Below are 18372 nucleotides of genomic sequence, written 5' to 3'. Positions count from 1 at the left end.
TCCTTATTCTCCTATTTTAATACGGGCGTCAACAGCCCACACTCCCTGTTCGGTTACAGCCAGCGGATTGATGTCAACCTCGGAGATCTCTCTGTGATCCAGAGCCATAGCCGCCAGCCCCAAAACGATCTGTGCCAGCTGTTCTTTATCCACCGGCGCCATGCCGCGCACTCCCTCCAGAAGAGAACTGGCACGGATGGAACCGATCATCTCCAAAGCTTCGCCCTTCGACAGCGGCGCGGTCCGCATGGTCACATCGCGCAGCGCTTCGATCAGTATACCGCCAAGTCCAAACATGACGATGGGCCCAAACTGAGGATCCCGCACCATGCCGGCGGATAGCTCGAACTGTGTCTTCGCCATACTCTCCAGGTGGACGCCTTCGATACGGGCATCCGGCACAAACTCCAGAGGCCTGCCCGTCACCTGCGCAAAGGCGCTCTTCAGTTCCTGCGCATCCCTGACGTTCAGGCAGACGCCTCCCACATCTGTCTTATGTACGATGTCAGGAGAACTCACCTTTACTGCCAGGGGATAACCGATCTTCTCCGCGATCTGCAGGCCCTCCTCATATGTGCCGGCCAGACCGTGAGGTATCACGGGAATACCGTAAGCCGCAAACAGCTCCATGGACTGCTGCTCTGTAAGCATAATTCGTCCGTCGGCCTTTGCCTGCGCCACGATCTTCCCAGCCTCTTCCACGGGCCGAAGATCAGGTTCTCCGGTCTCGCCGCACTCTGCTTCAATATCAGCAGTTTTTTGCAGATAAACGGCGTATTCCGACAGATGGGAAAAAGCCTTTATCGCCTGACGGGGAGATGAAAATACAGCCACCCCCTTTTCTGTCAGCCCTTTCGATACCGCGGCGCACTCCTGCGGGCTGGCCATCAGGTTCAGGATATTTACCGCAAATGGTCTTCCTTCCCACTTATTCTTGTTCTCCAGAATGACGTCCACAAGATTTTGAGCCTCCGAACTGATCAGCAGAAACATATGGAGCTGGGAGTCCTTCACCAGTACGTCCATGGTCTTCGAGAACAGCTGGGGCTCGGCGGCGCTGACCGTAGTGAGATCCACGGGATTTGCCGCGCTTGCAAAGTCCGGAATAAATTCCAGCAGACAGTCTTTTGACGCTTTGCCGATGGGGGGACAGGCCAGCAGAAAATCATCGCACGCGTCCGCAGCCGCCACGCCCGGTCCTCCCGGTCCCGTCACCACAGCTACATTTTTGCCCCGGGGCAGCGCCATGTACTGAAACGCCAGACCGGCGTCTATCAGTTCGTCCAGATCGCTGCACAAGACGGCGCCGGACTGGCGGACCGCAGCCTCGAATATCTGAGTGTCGCCTGCAAGAGCCGCCGAATGAGAAGCCGCCGCTCTGGACCCCGCGGAGGTGCGGCCGCCCTTCCAGATCAGTACAGGCTTGACTGGGGTCACCTTTCTGAGGACCTGAAGGAAGCGCCGGCCGTCGCCCACACCCTCCATATAGATCATGATGCAGGTCGTTTCCGGATCTTCTCCCAGGTACTCGATCAGATCGATGGCCGATAGATCAGACTGATTGCCGCAGCTGGCCGTTTTGGAGAAATGGATCCCTCTTTCCATACCTCTTTTCGTGATCAGTACGGTCAGCGCGCCGCTGCTTGAGACGATGGCCGTCCCGCCTTTTGGATCTGCGTTGTCCACCAGCATTCCGGTTCTGTGGTTATAAATCCCAAGGCAATTGGGTCCCAGAAACCGTACTCCGCTGGCGCCGGCAAGACGGGTGATCTCTTTTTCCAGCCGGCGCCCCTCCTCTCCCGCTTCGGAAAATCCGGAGCTGTGGATGAGGCAGCTTTCCACCCCGGCTTCAATGCATTCCTCCAACGCCGCCGGAACCTGCGCCGCCCCTACGCATATGTACGCCAGATCCAGCTTCTCCCCGATCTCTCCTATGCTCTTGTAGCATTTTAATCCGTACAGTTCCTCAAGGGACGGATTGATGGGATAGACGTGTTCTTTTCTGGACCATCGGGCAAGTCTCCGGACGCTGGTATTGCTGAACTGTCCCCGCCTGGAAGACGCGCCGATCACGGCTATGCTCTTCGGGTTGAATATCTTATCTATTTTATGGTACAATACGGGTTCCATTTATATCAGCCTCCTCTGCCGCAGTATGATCCATACCCAGTTTAAAAGCCCTCCGATTCAGTTCCGCAGCTTTCTCACTTTTCTGAGCAAAGTATTCATTCAGAGCCTCTTCCGCTTTGTCCGCCGGTACGAGGGAGAGCCTGCCGATCAAAGCTCCCAGCATAATGGAGTTAGCCGCGCGGGCATTCCCCAGCTCCGCGGCCATCTGCGTGGCGTCGATTCTGATCACGTTCACATCTGATCTGACTGTCTCCCGCGTGATCAGAGAACTGTTGACGAAGACAAATCCTCCAGGTCTCACTGCCTTTTCAAATTTATCGAAGGACGGTTGATTGAAGGCCAACAGAACATCGGGATCTTCCACGAAGGGACTGCCCACTTCATCTTTCGACAGTTTCACCGAACAGTTGGCCGTTCCGCCCCTCTGCTCGCCGCCGTAAGCCGGAAGCCAGGTCGTATTCAGATCCGCTTTCATCCCTGCGTTGGCCAATATGATCCCGGCGGCTAACACTCCCTGACCGCCAAAACCGGCAACGATTATCTCACACATCACACGCCCTCCTTTCCCGTGACCATCTCACCCAGCGGATAATAGGACACGACCTCGTTTTCGATCCTCTCCATGGAGCTCACCGGCGTCATATGCCAGTTCGTTGGACAGGGGGACAATATCTCTACCATGGAGAATCCCTCCCCGTTCAGCTGTTTTTCAAATGCTTTTTTTACATAACCTTCCGTGATCCGTATCTCCTTCGGGTTAAAGATAGCCCCGCGGGCGGCATAAGCGATGGGCAGCACCGAGATCATCTCCGTGATCTTGATCGGCATGCCTGCGGTATTTGGATCTCTTCCAAAAGGCGATGTCACCGTCACCTGATTTTCCAGAGTCGTCGGCGCCATCTGTCCTCCCGTCATTCCGTAGATCCCGTTGTTTACAAAGAGAACGGTCATCTTTTCATTTCTTGCCGCCGCATGAATGATCTCTGCGGTTCCGATCGCCGCCAGATCGCCGTCGCCTTGAAAGGTAAAGACTACTTTATCCGGCAGAAGCCGCTTGATCCCCGTGGCGGAGGCCGGCGCCCTCCCATGCTGCGCCTGCAGCCAGTCGATGTCGAAATTTCTTGAAACAAATCCGCTGCAGCCGATCCCTAAAACGCCTATGGCCCTGTCGTCGATCTGGAGTTCTTCCATTACGTTGGCCAATATGTGCTTGATGATCCCGTACCCGCAGCCTGGACAGATTCCGGTAGGCGCGTCGGGCGCCGAATACAGGCGCGACGTCTTCATCATCTTAGTCATCTAAAGCACCTCCTTCATTCTGCCGTCCAAAATATCTTCAGCCATCTGCAGGATGACGGCTTCTCTGGGCGGCGCCATGCCGGAGGAATACAGAAAGACAGGCTTTCTTCCGTTTACCGTCAATCTCACATCCTCGACCATCTGGCCCAGTGCGCTCATCTCTACAGTCACAAACGCTTTCGCTGTATGTACCGGCTGCTCGAAAGCTTTCACGGGGAAAGGCCAGAGTGTCACCGGTCTGATCAGTCCAAGCTTCATCCCTTTTTTTCTGGCCATCTGAACGGCTTGCCTGCACACTCTTCCGGAAGTGCCGTACGCCACCAGTACGATCGCCGCGTCTTCCGTGCACAGGCTTTCCCAGCGCTGCTCCTCCGCCGCGATCCTGGCGTATTTTTCCCGCACATGCTGGTCATACTTGGGATCCGTGTAGATAGCGGTGGTGATCTTGTGGCCCCGGCCCTTTCCCTTTCCCGTTATCGTCCAGTCTTTATTCGGATGGACTTCCTGAAAGTCCGGAAACTCTACCGGTTCCATCATCTGTCCCAGCGCGCCGTCTGAAAGCATGATGACCGGATTTCGATATTCATCCGCCTTATCGAAAGCTAAGCCGGTGAGATCCACCATCTCCTGGATCGTGGACGGTCCGTATACGATCGCGTGATAGGAACCGTGGCCGCCGCCCTTAGTCGCCTGAATATACGCGTCCTGTCCCGGGCTGATCAGTCCCAGACCGCTTCCGTAACGGCAGACATTGACAATGACCCCGGGCAGCTCGTCAGCCGCCATCCAGGAGATCCCTTCCTGCTTCAGGCTGAAGCCTGTTCCCGAGGAACCTGTCATGACTCTGTATCCTGTGCAGGCGCCGCCTAAGATCATAGAGATACCGGCTACCTCAGACTCCGACTGGATAAAATGTCCGCCCACCTCCGGAAGCCGTGCAGACAAATACTCCATTATCTCCGTCTGCGGTGTGATGGGGTAACCACAATACAGACGGCATCCCGCTCTGACCGCGGCTTCGGCCAGCGCTTCATTGCCCTTCATCATTACTTTTGCCACTTTCAGCCCTCCCTCAACTAATTTCAAACACGCTCTCAGGACACATAATATAACACATGCCGCAGCTTATACATCGCTCCTCATCCACTGTTACGCATTCATACCCCTGGTTGTTCAGGCTTTGGGCCGGGGATATTGCTTCTTTTGGACATACCTTCAGACAATAATTACAGCCCTTGCATCTTTCCTTCAATACCGTTACAGTCATATGCGCACCTCCTGAAACGCCGACGAAAATACTGTTTACCTCAGACTTTGAGTATAGTATAATTGCATCATTGACGATTGTCAACTGTCGACAGTAGTAATTATTAGAATTTTTTTAATTTTCCGCACACTGCGAAGGGGCCCTATGGCTGAGCGCCCCCTCCCCGCCGGCGTGTGCATCCACGATTTACTTGAAACTTGCAGCGGAATGTTTTATGATTACATTATGTTTAGAAAGGTTGTGAAAAATATGGATACTCCTATGCGGACAGGCTCTTCAGATAATGGTGTTTTACAGTGTGCGACAGTCAGCGATGAGATTTTTCGTCTCCTGCACTATAGAATTTTGTCCGGCTTTTATAAAAGAGGACAGCATTTATCTGAGGTCCAGTTGGCCACAGAACTGAATATAAGCCGTTCTCCCATCCGTGAGGCCTTTATTCAGCTGGAGAACACGGGCCTCGTAAAGATCGTGAAGCGGAAAGGCGTTTTTGTTTTCGACTTTACGGAAGCCGACGTACATGAGATAGCGGAGATGAGATTATTGGTCGAGCTGCATATTATGAAGGTCTTGATCGAGGAAAACAGGATAAACGACAGGGCTTTGGAAAGGCTTGAAAGCATCGTGAGGGATATGAAAAATCTCCAGACCAGTTTGGCGCTGAACGACACAGAACTCAATTATCAGGAAAGCCGGCTGGACTTTATGTTTCATCTTGCCATAGCCGAACTGGCGGAACGCCCGTCGTTTTACGATCTGGTCAAAAGAACTCTAACCAGAAGCAGGGCGATCATCGGACTTTCAAATGCCCAGCCCGATACGGGACAGGTGCTGGAAGATCATATTCAGCTCATAGAAGCCCTGCGACAGAAAGATGAGGAACAGGCGCAGAAAATCGTCCGCCGCCATCTTCGCTGGATGCTCCGCGAAGAACCCGGCTCCCACCATACGGTATAAAAATCACAGTTATGACCTGCCTGCGCCTGCCTGATCTCACGATCCCGGCCTGCAGCCCGGCGGCAGACACCATGAAAAAAGCCGCGGCGTCGAAAATTCGGCGCCGCGGCTTTATCGTCAGTGGTTTTATGAAAGAGTTTTGCCCTCCCGGCCGCGAGACCGAAAGAACGTTTGGATAACTTGGATTTGGATTATAACTGGATTATCTTATGTATTAAATTTTAGAAAAGTACGCCTTTCTTCTGATTGCCCACCACCGGGATCACCTGATCATCTTTATCCATGATGTGATCCGGAGACAGATAACGCTTGCCTTCCTTGGCGATGATACCAGATAACAGCAGGACCGCGATCAGATTGGGGATCGCCATCATACCGTTGAGCATGTCGGCCAAATTCCAGACAAAGGGAAGGTTGCCCACAGCTCCGATGAAGATAACGATGACCCAGATGATCTTGTAGAACATCTTCACCTTTTCGCCGAACAGATAGATCATGCACCGCTCACCGTAATAGTACCAGCCCAGTATGGTGGAAAATGCGAAGGTGATCAGACCGATCACCAGTACGAAGGTCCCCACCGTGGGGATCTGCGCAAAGGCCATGCTGGTCAGCTCGCCGCCGTTTCCGGACAGTCCGTCGATGTTGGGGTACTTGATGATGCAGCTTACCAGGACCAGACCGGTCATCAGGCAGATGACTACCGTATCCCAGAACGTTCCCGTCATGGATACCAGCGCCTGTCTCACCGGATTTCTCGTCTGCGCCGCAGCCGCTACCAGCGGAGCGGAGCCCAGTCCGGATTCATTGGAGAACAATCCTCTGGCGATTCCGTAGCGGGCCGCCAGCATGATGGTGCTGCCGATGAAGCCGCCGCCCATCGCTCTCGGCGTAAAGGCCGCCTTGCAGATCGTCGCTACGGCCTGACCCAGCACGTCTCTGTTCATGATCAGGATGATCAGACAGCCCAGGAAGTAGAACACCGCCATCAGGGGCACCAGCTTTTCCGCCACTCTTGTGATGGACTGGATCCCGCCGATGATCACCAGGCCGGTGAGGGCCGCAACGATCAGTCCCGTCACCCACAGCGGCACACCGAAGTTGGTCTGCACATTGGTGGACACTGCGTTGGCCTGTACGGTACAGCCGATACCAAAGGATGCCAGCGCAGTGCAGATAGCGAATATCACGCCCAGCCACTTCATCTTCAGCCCCCGCTCCAGAGCGTACATGGCGCCGCCGATCATGGAGCCGTCTTCGCTCTTTACACGGTACTTGACGGCGATCAGGCATTCACTGTACTTGGTGGCGATACCGAATACTCCGGACAGCCAGCACCAGAGCACAGCGCCGGGACCGCCGGAGGCGATGGCCGTGCCTACGCCCACGATGTTTCCGGTTCCGATGGTGGAAGCCAAAGCCGTGGTCAGCGCGCCGAACTGCGTAACGTCGCCTTCCGCATCCGGATCTTTTTCGACAGACATCTTGATCGCGCGAAAAATATTTTTCTGAATAAATCCGGTTCTGAACGTCATGAAAATATGAGTTCCGAACAGAAGGATGATCATAGGCCATCCCCATAACACACCGTTGATTGCTGTTACAATTTTGTCTGCGAATTCCATTATGTCACTCCTCTCTTGCCCTGCAGGGCATTTTCATATAACCACAATCTGATTATAGCATTTTCGGAGGAAACTATCTAGATTTTTCTATCTCTATTCACAATATTTTGACAATTCCACACATTTTTTTATAAACTGGTCAATTTCCAATAAAATTTTCTGACGTGCTACCCTTTTTCTGTAATTTTTTCGAAGTCATTTCTCTGTTTATTCGCTTTCGACACGGATTTATGTATAATGAAAATACCATCCGTGAAAAGGACCGCTTCTCTGAATAGACGCCCCCTTCTCACTCCGGGAGCCATTCGCCAATGATGCTTGGCGATAGTTCCTATCATGTAAAAAACCGGAGACCTGTGCTCAGTAAACGAGACGGCACGGTCTCCGGTCTTTATCTTTTCATATGAATTCAGCTTATTGGCCGGCGGTATGGTCTCATGGTGCGAAACATCGGTCGCCGCCTGCCGGGCGCCGGTTTCCTACTCCTCCGCAGTCAGCTTGTCAAACTCAGCGACTACCTTTTCGAATTCCGCATCGTCCTCGATGTCGATCAGTTCGAACTCTTCTTCGCTGACTTCCTTGTAACCGTAAATATATACATCATCAGTTCCGTCGTCGGGAAGCAGCGCGATGTATTCCTTTCCGTCGAATTCGAAGATGCCCATGATCTCGCATTCCACTTCCACGCCGTCGTCAAATTCCAGCGTGATGTAATCGGACTCCTCGTTGCAGCCGCAGCCGCAGTCAGCGCCATGGTTTTTTTCTTGTTCGGTCATTGTTATGATCCTCCTGTTTCTTTTCTGCAGTCTTCCCCGGCCCGCCGTCTGCCGCGCTTTCGCAGCGCGCCTTGTCATGAAGACAGCAGCGGATGACAATATATATTACACTATAACACTATATTGCTTATTTCACAATTGAATTATTCAAATGTTTTTGTATGTTTTCCGCCACCGGGCGCGTCATTCCGGGCACCTCCATGATCTTTTCCACATCAGCTTCCCGGATCGCGTCGATGCTTCCGAAATGCGACAGCAGGGCCAGCTTCCGCTTCTCCCCCACTCCCGGTATGTCGTCCAGCCGGGATTTCTGCAGAGCCTTTCCCCGCAGTCCCCTGTGGTATTCGATGGCGAAACGGTGCACTTCCTCCTGAATGGTGCCAATGTAGCGGTAAAGCTCCGGTTCTTTTTTCAGATCCAGTTCCCTTCCCTGATAGACCAGCCCCCTGGTGCGGTGGTGATCATCTTTCACCATACCGGCCACGGGAATATCCACCTGCATGGCGGAGAGCACCTGGCTCACAGCGGCCACCTGCTTGTCGCCGCCGTCCATGAGCAGGAGATCCGGCATTCTGGAAAACCCGCCGTCCCCCGAAAGTCCCCGCTTCATGCGGCGGTAGATGACCTCCTGAAGGCTGGCGTAGTCGTCGGCTCCCTCCACTGTTTTGATTTTAAATCTCCGGTAATCCTTTCGCACCGGCCTGCCGTTTTCAAAGACCACCATCGCTCCCACAGAATCCATTCCGTTGGTGTTGGAGATATCGTAAGCTTCCAGCCTCCAGCCGTTCTTTTGCAGGCCCACCAGCGCGGAAAGCGCTTTGGAGGCGGCCGCCTGCCGTTCCTTCTGGTTCTGCGCCCGTTCGTCCAGCACCTTCATCATCTCCACCACATCCCGGCGGGCCAGCTCCATGAGAGCCCGCTTCTCGCCTTTCTGCGGCACGATCAGCCTGACTCCCGCGCCCCGCAGATCTGACAGCCACTGTTCCAGAAGCTCCCCTTCCGCCGGTTCCTCCTCCAACAGTATCTCTCTGGGGATAGCCGCATTGGCTGAATAATACTGTTTAATGAAGGATTCCAATATCTCTTTTCTGTCTTCCGACGCCTCCTCGTTGAGGTGAAAGCTCTCCCTCCCGGAAAGTTTTCCCTGACGCACGAAAAAAAGAATCACGTGCGCGCTCTCGTTGCCGCGGGCGGTGAGGATCAGGTCCATGTCCGCCGCCCCCTGGAGGGTCACTCTCTGTTTTTCCGTGATGGCCGACACCGCCTGGATATAATCCCTGTATTCCGCGGCCCGCTCGAAGTTCAGCTCTTCCGCACTTTTATCCATCTCCTCCTTCAGATGTGCCAGCAGGTTCTTGTCCCTCCCCTGAAGGAACTCCACCACCTGTCGGACCGCCGCAAGGTATTCCTCCCGGTCCACCTTTCCCGTACAGATGCCTCTGCACTGCTGGATATGATAATTGAGACAGGGCTGAAAATTAGCGGAAAACTTTCTGGCAGAACAGCGCTTCAGCGTGTAGATCCTGTTCAGCAGATCAATGATCTGATTGACCGCTCCTACGTCTGCGTAAGGTCCGAAGTACTTCGCCCCGTCGTGCTCTACTCTGCGGGTCTTTACGATCCTCGGGTATTCCTCGTTCATCGTCACCTTGATGTAGGGGTACGTCTTGTCATCTCTCAGCAGCACATTGTACTTTGGCATGTATTTCTTGATGAGATTGCACTCAAGGATCAAAGCTTCCATCTCTGTGCTGGTGGTGATGTATTCAAACTCCGCGATGTGCGACACCATAGCGCGCACCTTCGGCAAAAGGCGGGCCGGCGACTGGAAATACTGCCGCACCCGGTTTTTCAGAGACACGGCCTTTCCCACGTAAATGACCTGTCCCATCCTGTCCTTGTGAAGATAGACTCCCGGCTTGTCCGGCAACTTCTTCAGGTTTTCCTGTATGTCAAACATTTCTCTGTACTCCTGCCTGTCTGGTCAACTCTTTGTAAAAATTTTTTTGCGGCTTCTTTTCCCTGGCGCTGTGTCTGTGGTATAATAGCCGCATAGCGGGACGCCATGCGCGGATTCTTCCATGATGGCCTGCGGCCAGTCATGTCAGAATAGCCGCAGAGCGTCTATTCTATGAATTCTATCGCGCTGCCGGCCCATGGCCCCGTCTCTCAGGTTCGATCGCGTAATAGATTTTACCACAGAGCGGAGCGTCTGTGTGAATGTTATTTTATGAGGAGAAACAAATCAATGAAAAAATATGATATCACGGCTCTGGGTGAAGTTCTGATCGACTTTGTTCCCGCTTCACCTGTACCCGGCACAGCAGAAAACGAAGACGGCCCTCTGTATGAGGCCAACCCCGGCGGAGCTCCCGCCAATCTCATCTGCGTTCCCGCCAAATACGGTATGAAGACCGCCTTCATCGGCAAGGTAGGCGCCGATCTCTTCGGCAGGCGTCTCATCGCCGTTCTGAACCAGCAGGGCGTGGACACTTCCGGCCTGATCGCCGATCCCGACGTGTTTACCACCCTCAGTTTTATTGAATTAGACGAAAACGGATGTCCTTCCTTTACCTTTTCCCGAAAACCCGGCGCAGATACTATGCTTCGGCAGGAAGAACTTCCTTTATCCATACTGGAAGACACGCGGCTCCTTCATTTCGGAAGCCTTTCTCTCACCGACGAACCTTCCCGTTCCGCCGCGCTGTCGGCGGTGCGCGCCGCCAGAAACGCCGGGGCTATCATCACCTTCGACGCCAACTACAGGCCTGATGTGTGGAAAGACCAGACGGCGGCGAGAGAGCAGATCCTCAACGGCATAAAAGAAGCGGATATCGCCAAGCTCAGCCACGAAGATCTGGCCTTTCTCGGCGTGCAGCCCACCGATCTGCTGCACACCTACAGTTCCCACTTCCTCTTCATTACCATGGGCGGCGAAGGCTGTATGTATGTGGGACGCGACGGCGAGGGATATGTACAGGGGATGCGGCAGCCGGAGGTCGTTGATACCACCGGCGCAGGCGACATCTTTTTCGGCTCGGTCCTGTACCGGCTGCTGAAGATCGACCGGCCGCTGACGGAGCTGGCCCACGAGGAAATGGTGGACATCCTCCATTTCGCTAATGAGAAAGCGGCGCTGTCCCTTTCACGCCGGGGTGGCATCCCCAGCATTCCGGAGCTGTAACGACCCGGAACCCACAGAGGATCCTTCTCTTCCCAACGAAACAAAAGACGATATGCCTCATTCCTCAGCGGAACGGCCTATCGTCTTTTTTCTTTCGCATGAACTTACGGCGTTTCCTTCATCGCTGCTGCCAGGTATCCCTGCGCTGCCGTTCGTACTCCGCTTCCCAGGCCGCGCGCCTTTCGATCTCTTCCCGGCGCCGCCGTTCCGCCCGCAGCCGCCTGCGCTCCCTGCGAAGACGGACCTGTCTGCGCTTGATCATGATGTAGATCACCAGCCAGGCTATCAGAACCAGAAATACAGCTAATACCGTGAGCCCGATCTTTTTGGCAGTCTTGTCCGGAATTCCCACGTAGGAAAGCAGCCCCCCCTCCGTGACGGTCTTTGCCGCCACGGCTCCCACCGTGGTCACCAGATTATCTCCCTCGTAGATCTCGACGGTGCCGATGTTCTGCCCCTTTTCCACCGGAGCGTTCACGGTCTCGTCCAGCAGCACCTTTGTGGAGATCACATTCTCAGACGCCTCCGCCGGCAGTGTCACCGAAACGTCTTCCGCCAGCACAGCCTGCACCTGATTGACCGACCCCTTTTTTACCTTGGTCTCTCCCAGATCTTTTCCCGCAGTCAGGGCCGGCACGGTCTTAAAGTTTGCAAAGCCCCAGTCCATCAGCGCCATGCAGTCTGCGAATCTTCCCGGGTCCGTAGATTTCATGACAACGGCCAGAAGCTCTGTCCCGTTCCGCTCCGCGCTGGCTACCAGACAGCCGCCTGCGTGACTGGTGTATCCTGTCTTGACGCCGGTCACTCCGTCATACTTGAACACGCGTTTTTCCCCGTTGACCACCACCTTGTTCACCGTGTCGTAGAGCAGGCGATTGGTATTGTAAAGAAAACGCTCCGGCTGTTTGTTAGTGGGCGCGATATAATATTTATATGTTGTGACCAGCTCCCGAAAGGCCTGGCTGGTCTCGGGATTGGTCATGGCGTATCTGGCGATCATGGCCAGATCGTAAGCCGTGCTGACATGGGCGTCGTTGTGGAGCCCGTTGGGATTGACGAAATTGGTATTCTTCGCTCCCAGTTCCTTGGCCCGCTGATTCATCAGCGCGGCAAAATCCTCTGTGGTGCCCGATATTTCTTTTCCCAGAACCAGCGCGCAGTCATTTGCCGATTCCGTCATCATGGCGTGAAGCAGCTGATCCACAGTCAGCTGTTCGCCGGGGACCAGCGCGATGTGGCTCCCCTCCACCTCATATGGCGTCTTATCGTCGACGGTTACGGTCTTGTTCACGTCCAGATTCTCCAGAGCCAGAAGGGCCGTCATGATCTTTGTGCAGCTGGCCGGATATCGGGTGTCATTGGCGTTTTTCTCGTACAGGATCTTTCCCGTGGTCATATCCATCAGGATCGCCGTCTCTCCGATGAGCGCCGGCGTCTCCGTGGTTCCATAGGAAAAGACCGGCACAGAAAGCATCACAGCTATTATCAGAAGTATGGACAATAATTTTTTCATGCTGTCAACTGCCCCCGATTATCCGCAAAAGAAGAAATCGGTCAGCTCATAGCCGTTCGCAAAGAACAGGTCTGACGCGGCTCCGGATGTTTCGCCGAAGACCTTGCTCTCATCCTCCGCTTCCGGTCTCGCGCTGTTGTAGAGAACGAAAGGCACAGGCCGCCCCGCGTGAGTCCGGATGGACAGCGGCGTCTGATGATCAGGCAGGACCAGAACCTTGTAATCCTCTCCGCAGTGATCCAGATAATCGATCACCTGTCCCATGACCTTCTCGTCGATCAGTTCCAGAGATCTGATCTTACCTTCCATATCGCCCTGATGAGAGCACTCGTCCGGCGCCTCCAGGTGGAGATAGACAAAATCCATGCCCTCTTTAAACTGCTGTATGGCCGCTTTTCCCTTGCCGTCGAAATTCGTATGGATCGTGCCTGTGGCTCCCGGCACATCCACGGACTTCAGACCGGCGCAGATGCCGATGCCCTTGATCAGATCCACCGCGGAGATCGTAGCTCCGCTGATCTTGTATTTATCATAGAAGGAAGACAGCGCCGGTTTCTTTCCCTGGCCCCAGATCCACAGCGAGTTTGCAGGGTTCAGCCCCTTCTCCATCCGCCTGAGGTTGACAGGATGCCCGGAGAGCAGCTCGTAGCTCTCCCGCATCATATCGGCGATGAACTGTGAACCTTCTCCTTTCGGCATGTGATCTCCCGCGCGTTTTGTCAGTATGTCATGGGGAGGCGTCAGATCGTAATTCGTCTCTCCGTTCTTTACGATCATGCAGTGGCGGTAGCTGACGCCGGTGTAAAACTGAACCGTCTCGTTCCCGAACTTCTCGTTGACCGCCCTGATCAGTTCATCCGCTTCCTCTGTGGTAATGTCCCCGGAACTGTGATCCAGTACGATTTTATCTTCATACGGTCCGTCGCCGGCCAGCGTGACGATATTGCAGCGAAACGCCACATCCGTGTCCGACATGTCGATGCCGATGCTTGCAGCCTCCAGCGGAGAACGTCCCGTCAGATATACGCGCGGATCATACCCCATGACCGACAGATTGGCCGCGTCGCTTCCAGGCGCGATCCCCTCGGGCACCGTGCTCACCATGCCTACGAGTCCCTTCTTTGCAAGCCCGTTTATATTCGGCATACAGGCGGTCTCCAGCGGAGTCTTTCCGCCCAGCGCCTCGATCTTTTCGTCTGCCGCCCCGTCGGCGACTAATATCAAATACTTCATTATACGTTCCCCTTTCCGTTTTTTCATTCCCGGCCCGCCTGCGGACGGCGGCTCTCATCCATACCCTGCCGGCAGGCTGCCGCCTTCGCCGCGGAGTCATTCCTTTTTCGTTCATCTTCTATTATTCTTGTAACGTAAGCCCGCAGGGCGAATCGTGTTTCCTAAGGAAACTTTTTTATTATGCAGGAAATATCGCAAAGCGATATTGACGGAATAACAAAAAAGTTTACCCTGTAAAAGTGAGCCCGCAGGGCGAATCATGTTTCCTAAGGAAACTTTTTTATTATGCAGGAAATATCGCAAAGCGATATTGACGGAATAACAAAAAAGTTTACCCTGTGAAAGTGAGCCCGCAGGGCGAATCGTGTCTCCTAAGGAAACTTTTTTATAACTTTATAACGGACGCTTTTAAATGATGACCATAAAAAAACGTCCCCTTCTTTTTTTGATAAGATCAGACATACACTGGTTTATTGTAACACATTTGAAATATTTATAAAACCATCTTGCCGCAAATTGATCCGCTTTTTTCTCGTGCAGACCACAGATCAGATTTTTTTTGATGCAAAAACCAGCTGTCGCTCTATTTTATCTCGAATATTTCTCCTTATTTATTCACATTATTTTTCTCACGGTCATACACTTTTAAGGCGATAAAAAAATCAAATAACACTCAAAATTATATACGGTTATATTTTTGTATACAATCTATAGATTTTTATATTAAATATTAATATTTCAATGTTTTATAATCTGTATCTTTGAATTTTTTCGTGTCACACATTATTTTTTTGTCGCTATTTTCTTATTAATTTACGAAAAAAACAAGAAACTTTTCCCGCAATAATATCCGGTCGATTTTGTTTTCAGAGAAATAATAACCGTTTTTAACATAGATATTGATTTCGATTTTTATCTGTATTAAAATCATTTCATTAGTTCTTCAGGCAGGCGATCATCGTGGGGACCATCAGACAGGCGATCATCGTGGGGACCATCAGACAGGCGATACCCCGACGCCAAAACAGGCGCATAAATATTATTGGATATCAGAGCAAAGTAACCAGGAGGCGAAAGATTATGAAGTATGAAAATCGTGTTTACAACTTTTCCGCAGGACCTTCCATGCTGCCGCTGGAAGTTTTGGAGCAGGCGGCCGCGGAGATGACCAACTGCGCAGGCAGCGGCATGTCCGTCATGGAAATGAGCCATCGTTCCGCCGATTTCGAGGCGATCATCCAGCGGGCTGAGGCCGATCTGCGGGAGCTGATGAATATTCCGGACAATTATAAGGTTCTTTTCCTCCAGGGAGGCGGTTCGCTGCAGTTTGCCATGGTCCCTCTGAACCTGCTGCGCAGATCGAAAAAAGCCGATTACATCGTGACCGGCACCTGGGCGAAAAAAGCGGCCAAGGAAGCCCAGAAATTCGGCGACATCAAGATCGTAGCCTCCTCCGAGGACAAAACTTTCACTTATATTCCCAAAGTTAAAAAAGAAGAGTTCAGATCCGACGCAGACTATGTATATATCACGGGCAACAATACCATCTACGGAAGCCGTTATCCCGAATTCCCGGATACAGGAGATATTCCTCTGGTAGGCGACTTCTCTTCCAGCATCCTTTCTCAGGAGATCGACGTCACCAAATTCGGCATCATCTGGGCGGGCGCGCAGAAGAACATCGGTCCCGCCGGCGTGGTCATCGTCATCATCCGGGAGGACCTGCTGGGCTTTGCTGACGACAGCGTTCCCACCATGCTGGATTACAAGGTGGCCGCGGACAACGATTCCATGTACAACACTCCGCCTACCTACGGGATCTATATGGCGGGTCTCACCTTCCAGTATCTGAAGAGGATGGGCGGCGTCAAAGCCATGGAAGAACGCAATATCAAAAAAGCTTCCATGCTCTATGATTACATTGACAGCAGCAGGCTGTACACCGCTCCCGTGGCAAAAGAGGACCGTTCTCTCATGAACGTGGTGTTCGTCACCGGCAATCCGGATCTCGACAAGAAGTTCGTGGCCCAGGCAAAAGAGCAGGGGCTGGTCAATCTGGGCGGACACAGAAGCATCGGCGGCATGAGAGCCAGCATCTACAACGCCATGCCCGTGGAAGGCGTGGAAGCTCTCATCGCCTTCATGAAAAAATTCGAAGAGGAAAACGCGTAAACTATAAAAAGGAGAACAGTGTCATGTACAAGATAGCGACTTTAAATAAAATTTCCAAGAAAGGACTGAACCGGTTCAGCGAGGCTTACGAAGTAGGCGCTGAGATCGACCAGTCCAACGGAGTTCTCGTGCGCAGTCAGGATATGCACTCGATGGAACTGGGTGAAGGTCTGCTGGCCATCGCCCGGGCCGGAGCCGGCGTAAACAACATTCCCGTCGACCGCTGCTCTGAAAAGGGCATCGTGGTCTTCAACACGCCCGGCGCCAACGCCAATGCTGTAAAAGAACTGGTCCTGGCAGGCATTCTCATGTCGGCCAGAAATATCCCCGAAGCGATCCTCTGGGCCAACGGCCTGAAAGAGGATGCGGCCAAAGCGGTCGAGAAAGGGAAATCTCAGTTCGCCGGACGCGAGATCATGGGCAAGACTCTGGGCGTGGTGGGCCTGGGCGCCATCGGCGTTCTCGTGGCAAACGCCGCCGAACAGCTGGGCATGAAGGTCGTAGGCTTCGATCCCTACATTACTCTGCACGCGGCCCACGCACTCTCCAATACGATCCCCGTGGCACAGAGTCTTGACGTGATGCTTCCCAAATGCGATTACGTGACGATCCACGTGCCCGCCATGGAAAGCACCAAAGGCATGTTCGACGCTACCCGCTTTGCACAGATGAAGAACAGCGCCTGCCTGCTGAACTTCTCCCGCGACTCTCTGGTGGTGGAAAAGGATCTGCTGGACGCGCTGAAAAACGGGCTGCTCCGCAAGTATGTGACCGATTTCCCCAACGATACGGTGCTCCATCACTCCGGCGTGGTCTGCATTCCTCATCTGGGCGCTTCCTCTCAGGAAGCGGAGGACAACTGCGCCATGATGGCAGTGGATCAGCTCATGGATTATCTGGAAAACGGAAATATCACAAACTCCGTCAACTTCCCGGCCTGCAGTCTGGGACCTGTCACCACTATGGGCCGCGTCTGCGTACTGAACAAAAACGTACCAGCCATGCTGGGCAAGATCACCGGTATCTTCGCTGACATGAACATCAATATCAGCGATCTGATCAACCGCAGCAAAAACGATCTGGCCTGCACCCTTATCGACGTGGATTCCCAGGTGGATGAGGACGCGCTGCGCAGAGCCCTGGACGCCGAGGAAGGCATCATCAGCGTACGCGTCATTCAGAACCGCTGAGGAAAAGGCGGGGACCATACCGAAAAAACAGGACGTTCACCAGAAAAGCGTACCGCACCGGATCTGTTCCGGTCAGCGGTACGCTTCTTTATTGTTTCAGGCTGTTTTCAATTGGCATTTGTTTCAGCGGCTTACCTGCGCTTCGGATTCGGATAGGCTTCCCAGGCCACGTTGGTGAGAATGCCTACAATAAGGATCATTCCAAGGATATAGAACCAGAACAGCAGAGCCACGATGGAAGCCAGGCCTCCATACAGCAGATCGAAGTTGGCGAACACCCTGGCGTAATAGGAATAGACCCAGGTAGCGATCAGCATTCCCGCCGCGGCTACCGCGCTCCCGGGCAGGAACTTCCTGTAAGGTTTTTTTCTCGCCGGCAGCGAATAATAGTTGTAGCTCACCGTCAAAAAGTACACGGCGATAGCCGCCGGCCAGCGGAGCAGATACCATATATCGCTGATATTGAACGTAATGTGAAGAAATTTTTCCATGTAAAGTCCCACCAGATCAAGGATCACTTCCCCGTAGACCATGACGATGAGACTGAAGACCAGCATGAAGATCGTCAGCACGATGTTCTTGATAGCCCGCAGACGCTCTCTGATATACCCCTTCACAAGAGTCTCCCCAGTATAAGCGTAATTGGAGATGCACACCAGAGAAAACTGGACCTTCGAGGCTCCCCAGAGGGCAAACACGATGAAGACCAGACTGAAAGTGCCCGTTGGCGAATACGTCAGATATTCAAGCAGAGCATCCGCCATATCACCTGATACATACTGACCGATCAGGTCCCGCACCACGTTGATGGAGATGGAAAAGATGTTCAGCGCTTCGCCCAGCAGGATCGCGATGGGAACCATGGACATAATGAAATAGAACGCCAGCTCCGCCGCTCTCCCCTGATAATACGGATCCTGCAGGCACTTGATCACCTGCATCAGAATATCCGTCGTCCGCTTCTTCGTCATCCTCATTCCCCCAAATCCACTGCCGCTCCATCCCTCTCCGCTCCCATATCCACTC

At 53.3% G+C, this 18372-nt stretch carries 15 protein-coding genes; 4 read left to right on the top strand and 11 right to left on the bottom strand.

The window, feature by feature from the left end; genetic code table 11:
* Positions 1–3: 3 nt before the first annotated feature.
* The 5 genes from E0E37_RS06110 to E0E37_RS06090 are packed head-to-tail and all read right to left on the bottom strand — an operon-like array spanning position 4 to position 4696.
* Positions 4–2130 (bottom strand): acetate--CoA ligase family protein, encoded by a 2127-nt coding sequence (locus E0E37_RS06110; RefSeq protein ID WP_130862100.1) that lies wholly within the window; start codon positions 2128–2130, stop codon positions 4–6.
* Positions 2108–2680, bottom strand: a complete 573-nt coding sequence (locus E0E37_RS06105) for a 2-oxoacid:acceptor oxidoreductase family protein (protein WP_130862099.1) — start codon at positions 2678–2680, stop codon at positions 2108–2110. The genes E0E37_RS06110 and E0E37_RS06105 overlap by 23 nt, the downstream gene beginning before the upstream one ends.
* Complete coding sequence (locus E0E37_RS06100; RefSeq protein WP_207302928.1) at positions 2680–3429, bottom strand: thiamine pyrophosphate-dependent enzyme; 750 nt, start codon at positions 3427–3429, stop codon at positions 2680–2682. Before E0E37_RS06100 ends, E0E37_RS06105 begins: the two co-directional genes overlap by 1 nt.
* Entirely contained in the window at positions 3430–4488 is a 1059-nt protein-coding gene (gene vorB, locus E0E37_RS06095) for a 3-methyl-2-oxobutanoate dehydrogenase subunit VorB (protein ID WP_246019643.1), read from the bottom strand. It abuts the gene before it with no gap.
* Positions 4489–4501: 13 nt separating this feature from the next.
* Positions 4502–4696, bottom strand: coding sequence for a 4Fe-4S binding protein (locus tag E0E37_RS06090; RefSeq protein WP_130862098.1), 195 nt, complete (start codon positions 4694–4696; stop codon positions 4502–4504).
* A 144-nt stretch (positions 4697–4840) separates the two neighbouring features.
* Between E0E37_RS06090 and E0E37_RS06085 the strand changes: the two genes are divergently transcribed.
* Positions 4841–5653, top strand: a complete 813-nt coding sequence (locus tag E0E37_RS06085; RefSeq protein WP_130862097.1) for a GntR family transcriptional regulator — start codon at positions 4841–4843, stop codon at positions 5651–5653.
* Positions 5654–5874: 221 nt separating this feature from the next.
* Here the strand turns inward: E0E37_RS06085 and E0E37_RS06080 are convergent, their stop codons facing one another.
* The 3 genes from E0E37_RS06080 to uvrC form a co-directional block, all read right to left on the bottom strand.
* Complete coding sequence (locus E0E37_RS06080) at positions 5875–7278, bottom strand: alanine/glycine:cation symporter family protein (RefSeq protein ID WP_130862096.1); 1404 nt, start codon at positions 7276–7278, stop codon at positions 5875–5877.
* Between the two features lie 479 nt (positions 7279–7757).
* Complete coding sequence (locus tag E0E37_RS06075; protein WP_130862095.1) at positions 7758–8054, bottom strand: DUF1292 domain-containing protein; 297 nt, start codon at positions 8052–8054, stop codon at positions 7758–7760.
* Between the two features lie 127 nt (positions 8055–8181).
* The gene (gene uvrC / locus E0E37_RS06070) at positions 8182–10014 is read right to left on the bottom strand and encodes an excinuclease ABC subunit UvrC (RefSeq protein ID WP_130862094.1); all 1833 of its coding nucleotides are present in this window, start codon (positions 10012–10014) and stop codon (positions 8182–8184) included.
* 288 nt (positions 10015–10302) lie between these two features.
* Between uvrC and E0E37_RS06065 the strand changes: the two genes are divergently transcribed.
* Positions 10303–11238, top strand: coding sequence for a carbohydrate kinase family protein (locus tag E0E37_RS06065; protein WP_165445232.1), 936 nt, complete (start codon positions 10303–10305; stop codon positions 11236–11238).
* A gap of 118 nt (positions 11239–11356) precedes the next feature.
* Here E0E37_RS06065 and E0E37_RS06060 read toward each other — a convergent pair whose 3' ends face one another.
* Together E0E37_RS06060 and E0E37_RS06055 are read right to left on the bottom strand one after the other, a co-directional pair.
* Entirely contained in the window at positions 11357–12751 is a 1395-nt protein-coding gene (locus tag E0E37_RS06060) for a D-alanyl-D-alanine carboxypeptidase family protein (RefSeq protein WP_130862092.1), read from the bottom strand.
* An 18-nt stretch (positions 12752–12769) separates the two neighbouring features.
* Positions 12770–13984, bottom strand: a complete 1215-nt coding sequence (locus E0E37_RS06055; RefSeq protein WP_130862091.1) for a cofactor-independent phosphoglycerate mutase — start codon at positions 13982–13984, stop codon at positions 12770–12772.
* Between the two features lie 1080 nt (positions 13985–15064).
* On the opposite strand from E0E37_RS06055, the gene serC reads away from it, so the two are divergent.
* Positions 15065–16156: a 3-phosphoserine/phosphohydroxythreonine transaminase gene (serC, locus tag E0E37_RS06050; RefSeq protein WP_130862090.1), complete on the top strand. Its 1092-nt coding sequence runs from the start codon at positions 15065–15067 to the stop codon at positions 16154–16156.
* 23 nt (positions 16157–16179) lie between these two features.
* On the top strand, positions 16180–17346 hold the full coding sequence (locus tag E0E37_RS06045; RefSeq protein ID WP_130862089.1) for a 3-phosphoglycerate dehydrogenase family protein: 1167 nt from the start codon (positions 16180–16182) through the stop codon (positions 17344–17346).
* 131 nt (positions 17347–17477) lie between these two features.
* Here the strand turns inward: E0E37_RS06045 and E0E37_RS06040 are convergent, their stop codons facing one another.
* Positions 17478–18317 carry a YihY/virulence factor BrkB family protein gene (locus E0E37_RS06040; RefSeq protein WP_165445231.1) on the bottom strand — a complete coding sequence of 280 codons (840 nt, stop codon included), beginning with the start codon at positions 18315–18317 and terminating at the stop codon, positions 17478–17480.
* Positions 18318–18372 lie beyond the last annotated feature (55 nt).

This window comes from Bacilliculturomica massiliensis, from assembly GCF_900605495.1.
Classification (GTDB): domain Bacteria; phylum Bacillota; class Clostridia; order Peptostreptococcales; family Anaerovoracaceae; genus Bacilliculturomica; species Bacilliculturomica massiliensis.
The sequence above is the reverse complement of the archived record's forward strand: the minus strand, read 5'-3'. Positions and strand labels throughout refer to the sequence as shown.